The following is an 11,256-nucleotide window of genomic DNA, read 5'->3' on the forward strand; positions in this document are numbered from 1 at the left end:
CTACGCCCTTGCGTGGAAAGGAAACCAGTGGCAAACAAGAAGAACAGCACCGCTCCCAACCTCACCGACGAGCTCCAGGGGGTCGTCGGGAGGCTCGTCAAGCAGGCCTCTGGCTCCAAGTCGGTGACCGAGGACGACGTCCAGGTGGCCATCGGGGAGCTCGACGTGGACGACGACGAGCTCTCGGACCTCTATGACGCGGTGCGCGCCAAGGGCGTCCAAATCACGAGCGACGGCGAGGCCGCCAGGCCCAAGGGCGACTCCGACGACGAGGAGGACGACGAGCTCGAGGAGGACGACGAGCTCGAGGAGGACGAGGAGGAGGACGACGAGGACAGCGGCATCAAGGAGGCTCGCGCTGAGGCCCGCGCTGCCAACGAGGTCCTGCGCTCCGCCCCCAAGAGCAAGCCCCGCAAGCGCTCGTCCCGCGCCCGCGCCCGCCGCACGGACAGCTCGACAGTCATGCTCACGGGCGACCCCGTGCGCATGTACCTCAAGGAGATCGGCAAGGTCGACCTGCTGACCGCCTCGGAGGAGGTCAACCTCGCCATGAAGATCGAGGCCGGCACCGAGGCCTCGCAGAAGCTCGAGGCTGCGGACAACGGGGAGATAGAGCTCACCCGCGCCGAGATGCGCCGCCTCATGCGCATCGAGCAGGTGGGCCTCGAGGCCAAGCAGGCGCTCATCAGCGCCAACCTGCGCCTGACCGTCTCCATCGCCAAGCGCTACGTGGGTCGCGGCATGCTGTTCCTCGACCTGATCCAGGAAGGCAACCTGGGCCTCATCCGCGCGGTGGAGAAGTTCGACTACACCAAGGGCTTCAAGTTCTCCACCTATGCCACCTGGTGGATTCGCCAGGCCATCACCCGTGCCATCGCCGACCAAGCACGCACCATCCGCATCCCCGTGCACATGGTCGAGACCATCAACAAGCTCGTTCGCGTGCAGAGGCAGCTGCTCCAGGACCTCGGTCGCGACCCGACCCCCGAGGAGATCGGCGAGGAGATGGGCATCACCGCCGACCGCGTGAGGGAGATCCAGAAGATTAGCCAGGAGCCCGTCTCGCTAGAGACGCCCATCGGCGAGGAGGAGGACTCCCAGCTGGGCGACTTCATCGAGGACTCCAGCGCCGTGGCGCCCCCCGAGGCGGCAAGCGACTCGATGCTCCGCGAGCAGCTCGAGCAGGTGCTGGACAGCCTGGCCGACCGCGAGCGCAAGGTCATCAAGTTCCGCTTCGGCCTCGAGGACGGGCATCCTCGCACCCTCGAGGAGGTGGGCCGCGAGTTTGGCGTCACGCGCGAGAGGATCCGCCAGATAGAGAGCAAGACCCTGGCGAAGCTCCGGCATCCTTCCCGTTCGGGCAGGCTCAAGGACTACATGGAGGACTGAGGCTCCTCTCGCCCATGGAGAACGACCTGGCCCCCGTCGAGTGCGGGGGCCTTTTTCTGGCGTCTCCGCTCCCGCGTTCTCTATGCACCCTGCCTCCGCTTCGCCCTCTGCCCTTCTCCCACCCTTCCCCCGCGCTCTCGTTCTCTATGCAACTTGCTGAATCGATAGCCTCGCCAACTGGGCGTTTGCACGGCCGACTTCAGAGAACGGCATAGAGAACGATGGTGGAATGCCGGCAGGGCGGCGGCGCAACGCCGGCGGGACGCCAGGGGGTCGATGACGGGGGAGAGGGGCGCCAGGGGAGCACGGGGGCTGCGTTCGCTCATAATGGGTGACGGGCACCGCGCGCGGGCGTACGGATGCGCCTGCGGCATCGTGCCGATCCTTGGGGGGACCTCATGAAGATCAAGGCATACGTCGTGCACGAGGCCAACGGACCCTACCTGCTCGAGGACGTCGAGCTGGACGAGCCGAAGGCGGGCGAGGTCCTTGTCCGCAACGTCGCGACCGGCATCTGCCACACCGACGAGTTCGGCCGCAGCCAGGGCGTCCCCATCCCCCTTCCCCTCGTCCTCGGGCACGAGGGAGCCGGAATCGTCGAGCGCGTCGGGACCGGCGCCGAGGACCTCAAGCCCGGCGACCACGTGGGCATCACCTACGCCTTCGACAACAGCTGCGACGCCTGCAAGCACGGGGAGCCCTACTATTGCGAGAACTTCAACCCCCATCAACTTCGGTGGCGTGGCGGCGACCGACGGCACCACCCGCCTGCACCAGGACGGCAGGGACGTGAGCATGTTCTTCGGCCAGTCCTCCTTTGCCACCCACTCTGTGGCCGCTGCTGCGTCGGTGGCCAAGGTGGACGATGACATTGACCTGGGGCTCGTCGCACCCTTGGGGTGTGGCGTCCAGACGGGCGCCGGCGCGGTCATCAACGCCGGGCAGGCCGACCCCAGCTCGCAGGTCGCGGTCTTTGGCTGTGGCGCCGTAGGCATGAGCGCCATCATGGGAGCTGCCGTCGTGGGTTGCAAGACCATCATCGCCGTGGGAGGCAATCCAAGGAGCCTCGAGCTCGCTCGCGAACTGGGAGCCACGCACGCCATCAACCGTCGCGAGGTGGAGGACATCGCGGGAGAGATCCGTCACATCACCGGTCGTGGCGCCGACATCAGCGTGGATACCTCCGGAAACGGCAACATGATGCTCAACGCCATCCGGGGCCTCAAGTTCCATGGCACCTTCCTGCCCGTGGCGGCCGCGGGCTCCCTCGAGCACTTCGAGGTCGGCGCTGACATCATGATGCCCATGCGCACCATGAGGGGTACCTGCGAGGGGGAGTCCAACCCCAAGCAGTTCATCCCCCAGATGGTCAAGTGGTACAAGGAGGGTCGCTTCCCGATCGACCGCATCCTCTCGTTCTACGACTTCAAGGACATAGACCAGGCCCTGCGGGACTCGCACGACGGCAAGATCATCAAGGCGGTGCTCAGAATCTCGTAGTCTTGCCACGAGGTCATGGCTCCAGGCCGTGATGCCGATAACGACGTGGGCTCGGGACTCGTCCGTTCGGGGGTTCCGGGCCCCTTCCTGTAATAGGGGGGCATGTGCGGCAGGCAGCCTGCGGTGGGACGGGTCCGCATGCGCGCCTGGGCGCAGAGATAGCAAAAGAGCCAGGACCTGAGTCCTGGCTCCGAGTCTACATGGTGGAGAATAGGGGGTTCGAACCCCTGACCTCGTGACTGCCAGTCACGCGCTCTCCCAACTGAGCTAATTCCCCGTTCGCGTTGGTGCAGTAGCTATATTAGCAAAGGGAAAAGGTCGGTCAAGGACTTTTTTGACAAATTTTGTTGAACCCCGAAAAAGCGTCTGGATGACAATCGCACCGATGGGCGCTCTGATGGCTGACGTGGCGGAGGCCGTGGTGGCGTTCGCCACGTCCCGGTGCCGCTCATGCAGGCCAACGCTACCGTCGACACATTTTTTCCTCGTCACAACACGAGGACACTACTATGTTTCATTAGTTGCCGGATTTTATGCACAGACGCAACAGTATGTCATGGCGATTGCTCGGTTGGTTGCCGTGGAGCAGGGGGATGAGGGGCGACATGCTCAGCGACGAGCTCATGAGACGGGTGCTCGACTGGGAGGCGAGGGAGCGCGACCCAGAGCTGCTGGGGGAACTACGCGCGCTTCTCGCGCCAGGCCATGAGGACGAGCTCTTCGATGCCTTCTATCGATACCTCTCCTTTGGCACCGCAGGTATTCGCGGCGTCATGGGCGTGGGGACCAACCGCATGAACGTGCACGTGGTCGCGCAGGCGATGCAGGGCTTCGCCGACTGGGTCAATGCCAACGCGGAGCCCGGGAAGCGTCCGCGCGTCGCCCTCTGCCGCGACACGCGCAACAACTCGGAGCGATTCGAGCGCGTCGCCGCAGAGGTCTTCGCCGCGAATGGCATCGAGGTACTCATGTACCCCAGGGTCGAGCCCGTGCCCACCCTCTCCTTTGCCATACCGCGCCTGGGCTGCTCCGCCGGAGTGATGGTCACCTCGAGCCACAACCCGCGCCAGTACAACGGCTGCAAGGTATTCGCGTCGGACGGCTGCCAGATCTCCGGCGAGGTCGCAGAGGAGGTCGCCACTGCCATAGGGAGGATTGACGTGCTGGACGGGTCCAGGAGGCTGCCCTTCGAGGACTGCCTTGCCCAGGGGCTCGTCAGCTGGATCGACGACTCGGTCCTCGACGACTTCCTAGCGTGCGTGCATGCGCTCCATGTCCCTGGCTCGATCGACCCGGCTCGTCCACCGAGGGTCGTCTACACCCCACTCAATGGCACTGGGCTCGAGTTGGTGAGACGCTCGCTCGCGAGTATCGGCGTGAGCGACGTGTCCGTCGTGCCCGAGCAGGTGGAACCCGATGGCGACTTCACGACCTGCCCCTATCCCAACCCGGAGTTCCGCGAGGCCCTGGAGCTCGCGCTCTCCCTTGCGGACGAGCTGCATCCTGACCTCGTCGTGGCGACCGACCCCGATGCGGACCGCCTGGGCAGCGCCGTCCTCCACGATGGCAGGTACGTCCTGCTCACGGGGGACGAGGTGGGCATCCTCCTCATGGACTGGATGGCACGGACGCGTGCGGAGGCGGGAGACGACCTCTCACGCAAGGTGGCCGTCTCGTCCATCGTGTCATCCGACATGTTGGACGACGTCGCGCGCGAGCACGGCTTCCAGCTGCGTCGCACGCTCACCGGCTTCAAGAACATCGGCGGCCAGATTGCCGTCCTCGAGCGGCAGGGCGGAGCCGAGCGCTGGCTCATGGGATACGAGGAGAGCTACGGATACCTGCCGGGCCCCTACGTGCGGGACAAGGACGGCGTTACGGCGCTCACCCTCCTCGTCGAGATGGCGGGCTGGTACGCCAAGAGGGGCCTCGACCTCGTCGAGGCCATGGACGTCCTGTACGAGCGGCACGGCTTCCACCTGAACCGCACGCTTAACCTCCAGTACCCCGGCGCCGAGGGGGCCACGCTCATGGCGTCCAAGATGCGGGCCTTACGCGAGGGCGCGCCTCGGGACATCGCCGGGCGCGGGGTGACCCGCACCGTCGACTACCTCCACCCCCAACCCCTTCCGCAGCTGGGAGGTCCGGGGGACGACCGATCGCAGACGCTGCCTGCGTCCGACGTCCTCGAATGGAGGCTCGACGACGGGTGCAAGGTCATGGTGAGGCCATCTGGGACCGAGCCGAAGCTCAAGTGCTATCTCTTCGGGATCGCTGGCAGCCGGGATGAGTCGACCCGAGCCCTCGACGAGCTCGAGGCGGCGACGCGCCAGCTCCTTGGCGCCTAGGGAAGGGGACGAGGTCATGGGAGACGAACTGCAGCCACGAGAGGGGCAGTGCCCACGGGGGCAGCCGCAGCCGCACGTGAGGTGCACGAGGAAGGACGCGGCCCGCTATGCGATCCTGCCCGGAGACTGGGCGCGCGTGGACCGCATGCGCGAGTTCCTCGACGACGTGCAGGACATTGCGTTCAACCGGGAGATGAAGAGCATCGTGGGCAGCTATCGGGGCGTACGCGTCATGTGCGTCTCGACTGGCATGGGCGGCGCCTCCACGGGGATAGCCGTCGAGGAGCTCCACAACGTCGGCGTCGAATGCATGATCCGCATCGGATCCTGCGGCGCCCTCCAGCCCGAGGTGGGCATGGGCGACCTCGTCGTGCTGAGCGGCGTGGTGCGCGACGACGGCGCCTCGAGGGCGTACGTGGGCGAGAACTACCCTGCCGTCCCCGACACCGATGTACTCATGGCTGAGGTACAGACGGCCCGCGAGCTTGGCCTCCCGTTCCACGTCGGGCTGGGGAGGAGCCACGACAGCTTCTACACCGACCGCGAGGAGGACATAGACCGCTACTGGCACGACCGTGGCGTGCTCGGAGCCGACATGGAGACCTCGGCGCTCTTCACCATCGGACGCCTGCGCAGGGTTCGGTGCGGCTCCATCCTGAACGTCGTCTCGCTCTACGGGGGCGACCTCGCGAGCGAGATCAACGCCTACACCGGCGCGGAGGACAAGGCGGCCCAAGGCGAGAGGAACGAGATTACGCTCGCGCTCGAGACGGTCGTGCGCCTCGAGCACTACCGCAAGGCGGGGGAGTAGCGGCCGCATCGGGCAATCGGCTCATTCGGAGGGGCGCCTCGCCCCGTCCGACAGAATCTGGCATACGAAAGGAGCAAGTTCCATGTCAAGCAAGAGAGAGGGAAGTCCCTGGTCGCTCAAGCTGAACACCGCGTCGCTCGTGCTCATCCCCGCGGCCATCGGCATCAATTACGTCGGAAAGCTCTTCGCGAGCATGCTCAAGCTGCCGCTGTGGCTCGACTCGATCGGCACCTGCCTTTCGGCCTGCATGGCCGGGCCCGTGGTGGGGGCGCTCTCGGGCTTCCTGACCAACGTGATCTATGGCCTCACTATGGACCCGATCTCTACAGTGTACGGGCTCACCCAGGCGGGTATCGGCATCGCCGTGGGCCTCATGGCCTGGTACGGTCACATGCGCAAGGCGCCCGGCATCCTCGTCGCCGGCCTCGTCGCCGGCCTCGTAGCGGTCTGCATCTCGACGCCGCTCAACATGGCCTTCTGGGGAGGCTCCACGGGCAACGTCTGGGGCGACGCGGCATTCGCAGCCATGGGCTCGCAGGGCTTCCTCGCCTCCGCCGTCGACGAGATCATCGTTGACCTGCCCGACAAGATCGTGGTGCTCTTCATCACCGCCGGCATCTACAAGGTGCTGCCCAAGAGCCTCATCTCGCTCTACCAGGCGAAGGACGAGTCCCTGGACTAACGCCTCCCGCTCCCCGGGAACCCCCGGGGAGCCCCCGTTCCCTTGGTTCCCAGCCGGGACCCCTATCGAAACCGTGACCATGAAAAGCATCAGCCTGTTCGAGGAGAAGCACTCCTTCCTCAATGGACTCTCGCCCGAGACGAAGCTTCTCTACGTGGTCGTCGCCATCGCATTTCCTGCCCTCGTGGGCGGGACGGTGCCACAGCTGGCGATCATGCTCCTGAGCATTGCGCTCCTGGCGGGCTCCAAGATCCTGACGAAGTCAAGGCCCATCATCGCGGTGTCGGGCTTCGTCCTCCTCACTGTCGTGATCGTCCAGACCTTCTTCCGCGGCGGCGCATACACCGAGCTCTTCCGCATCGGGCCCCTGGTGGCACGCCGGGAGGGATTCGACTACTCCCTGGGAATCGTCCTCAACGTCTTCAACATTATCTTCGCCTTCTGCGTTTTCGTGCTCGCCACGAAACCCTCCGACATGATGCAGTCCATGGTGAGACGGGGCATCTCGCCACGCCTGGGCTACGTCTTCGTCTCGCTCTTCCAGATAATCCCGCAGATGACGGAGCACACGTCGACCATCACGGACGCCCAGCGCAGCCGGGGCATGCAAACCGAGGGAAGCCTGGGGACGAGGGTGAGGGCGTTTCTCCCCCTCATCTCTCCCGTGATCATGAGCTCGTTCACCGACACGCGCGAGCGGTCCATCGCCCTCGAGGTGCGCGGCTTCAACTCGCACGAGCGCAAGACCTTCCTGGACGAGTTCGTACCAAGCTCTGCCGACCGTCCGGTGCGGATCGCCCTCCTGGCCCTCCTCACGCTCGGCGTCGCATTCTTCGTCCTGAGAATCGTGGGGGTGGTCTCGTGGCCCAGATAGAGGTGCGAAACCTGAAGTATCGCTACCCTGACGCGAAGAGACTCGCGCTGGACGATGTGAGCTGCCAGATAGAGCGCGGCGAGTTCGTGGGCGTCATCGGCAGAAACGGCGCGGGAAAGTCGACGTTCACGCAAGCGTTGCTCGGGCTGGTCCCCAACTTCTACCACGGCGCCTACGGAGGCTCCGTGACCATCGACGGCCAGAACGTGCGGGAGTCGAGCGTGGACGAGCTCTGCCGCAAGGTGGGCCTCGTGTTCCAGAACCCCTTCAACCAGGTGACGGGATCGAAGCTCACCGTGTACGAGGAGATCGCCTTCGGGCTCGAGAACTTCGGGGTTCCTCCCAAGGAGATGCGCCGCCGCATCGACGCGGCCATGGAGCTGCTGGACATCGCCCAGTACAAGGACCGTGCTCCCTTCGACCTCTCGGGTGGCCAGATGCAGCGCATGGCCCTTGCGGGGATCATCGTCATGGAACCCGAGGTCATCGTGATGGACGAGCCCACCTCACAGCTCGACCCCCAGGGATCTGAGGACGTGTTCCGCGCGGTGGACGTCCTGCGCGCCCAGGGCAAGACCATCGTCATGGTCGAGCACAAGATTGAGAAGATCGCGGCGTACAGCGACCGAGTGATGCTCTTGGACGAGGGCAGACTCGTGGCGATGGACACGCCCCGCGCCATCTTCTCGCGCGACGACCTCGCGGAGCACGGCGTCGTCGCGCCGACCTACACCCAGATCTGCCGGCAGCTCGGCGTGCGTTCCGCAGACGGGCTCTACCCGGTCACGCTCGAGGAGACGCGCAGCCTGCTTGGTGCGGGCGGAAAGGGCGGTGAGGTCCGATGAGCAAGATCGACGTCAGGGACCTGCACTTCTCCTATGCCAAGGGTCCCGAGGTCCTGAAGGGCCTCGACTTCTCGCTCGACGGGCGCTCCTGCGCCCTGGTGGGTCAGAACGGCGCCGGGAAGACGACCTTCGTGAAGCTCCTGAAGGGCCTGCTCAGGCCTAGCTCGGGGAGCATACTGCTTGACGGCCGCGACATCGCCGGATCCTCCGTCCCGGAGCTCGCGCGCCACGTCGGCTTTGTCTTCCAGAATCCTAACGACCAGATTTTCAAGAACAACGTGCTGGACGAGGTTATGTTCGGGCCGCTCCAGATCGGCATGGGCGAGGGCGAGGCGCGGGCCTCAGCGCTCGCCGCCCTCGAGCTGGTCGGGCTATCTGGCCACGAGGCTGTGAACCCCTACGACTTGGGGCTCTCGGATCGCAAGATGGTGTCCATCGCGGCCATCCTCGCCATGGACACCGACGTGGTCATCTTCGACGAGCCGACCATCGCGCAGGACCATGACGGCAAGGAGCGTCTCGCCCGAATCGTGCGGGACCTGTCGTGCCAGGGGAAGGTCGTCATATCGATCCTCCACGACATGGACTTCGTGGCGCAGACCTTCGAGCGCGTCATCGCCATGGCGCACGGCGAGGTCCTCCTCGACGCGGACCCACGCTCCGTGTTCTCGCAGCGGGACGTCCTCGAGCGCGCGCGGCTGGAGCAGCCCACCACGGCGCAGCTCTGCCATGCCCTGGGCTACGAGGAGCTGTTCCTCTCGCCGCAGGAATTCGTTGACTTCTACAGATCCCAGCACGGGTCCCACGCCTAGAGGAGACGCGCGACGGGGGAGAGGTCGCTGCGTCTGGGTCATGCGCGCCATGCCCGATGGCGCGCGAACAACAGGAGGCCCCTCCATGGCTTGGTTGCCTTGGAGGGGTCTCGTCTTGCCTGTCCGGACACCAGGGCGTCAGGGACGTTTGACTTGCGGGCTGGGGACCTAGTCGCGGTCGCGTCCCTTGCCGTAGCCGCCGCGGCGGTCGTCCCGGCCCCCGCGGTCGAAGCCCCCGCGCCCTCCGCGCTCGTCGCGGCCGTGGCCGTAGCCGCCCTTGCGGTCGGAGCTCTGATAGCCGTAGCCTCGGCTCGTGTTCTGGGGGCCGAAGCCCTTGGGCCCGCGGCTGGGGCGCTCGTCCCTGCTGCCGCGTTCGTCTCGCCCGCGTCCAAAGCCGCCGCAGCGGTCGTCGTGGCGCTCGCGGTCGAAGCCCCCACGCCCCCCGCGCTCGTCGCGGCCGTGGCCGTAGCCGCCCCGACGCTCGTCGCGCCCTCCGCGCTCGAAGCCGCCACGACCATAGCCGCCGCGCCCTCCGCGCTCGTCTCGCCCGCGCCCAAAGCCGCCACGGCGGTCGTCGTGGCGCTCGCGCCTGGCGTTGGGGTCGAAGCCCAATGCACGGAGCTTCTCCTCCAAGGAGGCGATCACGGTGTCAACGTGGGCTTCGAACTGGGCGCGCTCCTCGGCGGAGAGGCAGGAGAAGACGTCCTCGTCGGGGTCCATGTCGTCCTCGGCGGGGGCGGCGGACGCGCCCTCCTCGGTCAGGCGCACCATGGTGACGCGCCCGTCCTCCTCGGACTTGGCACGGGTGACGAAGCCCTTCTCCTCCAGCTTGGCGAGCAGCTCCGAGAGCGACTGCTGGCGCATGTCGAGCAGGAACGAGAGCTCCTTCTGGCTGGTCTCGGGCTTGGCCTTGAGCAGCGCGAGCACGCGTCCCTGGCCGCGCAGCGGGTCGCCGAAGCCGCCGTGGGCCTCGGTCTGGAGCTTGGTGTAGCGATAGAGCAGGTTGCCCATGCGTCCGGCCTTGTGGGCGAGCGAGATCTCCTCGTGGGCCTTGGGGCTCGTGGCCTCGGCCTTCTCGCCCGCGACCTCCTCGGTCTGGTCTGCCTGGGTCTGGGTGTCGTTCTCTTCGGTCATGCGAATCCCTCCGTCGGCGCCTGGCGTCCCGCACGGTCCTTCCGTGCGTCTTTCGAATGTCAGGTACCTGTGTAACTGTCTACGACGATAGCAGTGCGGAGTTGGATTGCGACGCTCGGCCTCGTTGGGAGGCGCATCTACACCGCTCCTCCACATAAGACAGGTACCTGTGTAATTTGTTCGCTTTCCTGTGGATGCGACGACCGCCGGAGCCGCGCGCCCCTTGATTCACCACCCTCGTCCCACCTCCCCCTTGCGAGTGCACAAACTTAAAGCACTCAATTGCGCACTCGACAGCCGCGCCACGATGTCTGTGCAGGAAGGAGAGAGAAACCGTCTCACGAGTGCGCAAGTTGAAACCTTCAGCTTGTACACTCGAGCGAAAAGGGGGAAGAGGGGAGAGGGTCCTCCTACGACGAGGAAGGGGAGCTTTTCATGGCAGACGAGGTGAAGGACACGAGCGTGCAGGACACGAGCGTGCAGGACGATCCGGTGGCACTCTTCGGGCTCAGTATCGCCCACGTGGGCGTGAACGCGGCTACGGACGAGGAGGCGGAGCAGATCGCGGGCCTCTTCCAGACCCTCATGGGGCTGCCGCGCAACGTCCAGGCCCCCATCTCGCTCTTCTCGGGCAGCCTGGTCGAGATAATGCGCCCCCAGGCCCCGCGCGGGGAGAAGGGCCACATCGGCTTCCATGTCGACGACCTGCCTGCGGCGGAGCGCTGGTTCGAGGCGCGCGGGTTCAGGCTTAACCAGGCGTCGCGCGTGCTCAGGCCTGATGGCAGCACCCAGCTGATCTACTTCGAGCGGCAGATCGCGGGCTTCGCCATCCACCTCTGCTCGTAGGCGCGGCACTCGCGG

Annotated in this window: 11 protein-coding genes and 1 tRNA gene; 10 read left to right on the forward strand and 2 right to left on the reverse strand. The window is 66.0% G+C overall.

Annotation, left to right across the window (positions count from 1 at the left end):
• Positions 1 to 27: 27 nt before the first annotated feature.
• The 3 genes from rpoD to HMPREF1868_RS09835 all read left to right on the forward strand — a co-directional run bounded on the left by rpoD (position 28) and on the right by HMPREF1868_RS09835 (position 2,889).
• Positions 28 to 1,389: an RNA polymerase sigma factor RpoD gene (gene rpoD / locus HMPREF1868_RS03185; RefSeq protein ID WP_062530277.1), complete on the forward strand. Its 1,362-nt coding sequence runs from the start codon at positions 28 to 30 to the stop codon at positions 1,387 to 1,389.
• Between the two features lie 398 nt (positions 1,390 to 1,787).
• Positions 1,788 to 2,258 carry an alcohol dehydrogenase catalytic domain-containing protein gene (locus HMPREF1868_RS09830; protein WP_197414928.1) on the forward strand — a complete coding sequence of 157 codons (471 nt, stop codon included), beginning with the start codon at positions 1,788 to 1,790 and terminating at the stop codon, positions 2,256 to 2,258.
• Positions 2,185 to 2,889: a zinc-binding dehydrogenase gene (locus tag HMPREF1868_RS09835; RefSeq protein WP_231782248.1), complete on the forward strand. Its 705-nt coding sequence runs from the start codon at positions 2,185 to 2,187 to the stop codon at positions 2,887 to 2,889. The genes HMPREF1868_RS09830 and HMPREF1868_RS09835 overlap by 74 nt, the downstream gene beginning before the upstream one ends.
• A gap of 201 nt (positions 2,890 to 3,090) precedes the next feature.
• On the opposite strand, the gene HMPREF1868_RS03195 is transcribed toward HMPREF1868_RS09835, so the two are convergent.
• A tRNA-Ala gene (locus HMPREF1868_RS03195) sits at positions 3,091 to 3,166 on the reverse strand.
• A gap of 316 nt (positions 3,167 to 3,482) precedes the next feature.
• On the opposite strand from HMPREF1868_RS03195, the gene HMPREF1868_RS03200 reads away from it, so the two are divergent.
• The 6 genes from HMPREF1868_RS03200 (at position 3,483) to HMPREF1868_RS03225 (ending at position 9,261) form a co-directional block, all read left to right on the forward strand.
• Positions 3,483 to 5,237, forward strand: coding sequence for a phospho-sugar mutase (locus tag HMPREF1868_RS03200; protein ID WP_231782240.1), 1,755 nt, complete (start codon positions 3,483 to 3,485; stop codon positions 5,235 to 5,237).
• 16 nt (positions 5,238 to 5,253) lie between these two features.
• Positions 5,254 to 6,048 carry a nucleoside phosphorylase gene (locus HMPREF1868_RS03205; protein WP_062530279.1) on the forward strand — a complete coding sequence of 265 codons (795 nt, stop codon included), beginning with the start codon at positions 5,254 to 5,256 and terminating at the stop codon, positions 6,046 to 6,048.
• Between the two features lie 82 nt (positions 6,049 to 6,130).
• The gene (locus HMPREF1868_RS03210; protein WP_009279368.1) at positions 6,131 to 6,730 is read left to right on the forward strand and encodes an ECF transporter S component; all 600 of its coding nucleotides are present in this window, start codon (positions 6,131 to 6,133) and stop codon (positions 6,728 to 6,730) included.
• A 79-nt stretch (positions 6,731 to 6,809) separates the two neighbouring features.
• On the forward strand, positions 6,810 to 7,604 hold the full coding sequence (locus tag HMPREF1868_RS03215; RefSeq protein WP_062530281.1) for an energy-coupling factor transporter transmembrane component T family protein: 795 nt from the start codon (positions 6,810 to 6,812) through the stop codon (positions 7,602 to 7,604).
• Entirely contained in the window at positions 7,592 to 8,449 is an 858-nt protein-coding gene (locus tag HMPREF1868_RS03220; RefSeq protein ID WP_062530283.1) for an energy-coupling factor ABC transporter ATP-binding protein, read from the forward strand. Before HMPREF1868_RS03215 ends, HMPREF1868_RS03220 begins: the two co-directional genes overlap by 13 nt.
• Positions 8,446 to 9,261, forward strand: coding sequence for an energy-coupling factor ABC transporter ATP-binding protein (locus HMPREF1868_RS03225; RefSeq protein WP_062530285.1), 816 nt, complete (start codon positions 8,446 to 8,448; stop codon positions 9,259 to 9,261). Before HMPREF1868_RS03220 ends, HMPREF1868_RS03225 begins: the two co-directional genes overlap by 4 nt.
• A gap of 168 nt (positions 9,262 to 9,429) precedes the next feature.
• Here HMPREF1868_RS03225 and HMPREF1868_RS03230 read toward each other — a convergent pair whose 3' ends face one another.
• Positions 9,430 to 10,395: a MarR family winged helix-turn-helix transcriptional regulator gene (locus HMPREF1868_RS03230; RefSeq protein WP_062530287.1), complete on the reverse strand. Its 966-nt coding sequence runs from the start codon at positions 10,393 to 10,395 to the stop codon at positions 9,430 to 9,432.
• A 435-nt stretch (positions 10,396 to 10,830) separates the two neighbouring features.
• On the opposite strand from HMPREF1868_RS03230, the gene HMPREF1868_RS03235 reads away from it, so the two are divergent.
• Positions 10,831 to 11,241, forward strand: a complete 411-nt coding sequence (locus HMPREF1868_RS03235) for a VOC family protein (RefSeq protein WP_062530290.1) — start codon at positions 10,831 to 10,833, stop codon at positions 11,239 to 11,241.
• Positions 11,242 to 11,256: the final 15 nt, after the last annotated feature.

Origin of the sequence: Olsenella sp. DNF00959 (genome assembly GCF_001553055.1) — a bacterium.
GTDB lineage: Bacteria > Actinomycetota > Coriobacteriia > Coriobacteriales > Atopobiaceae > Olsenella_I > Olsenella_I phocaeensis.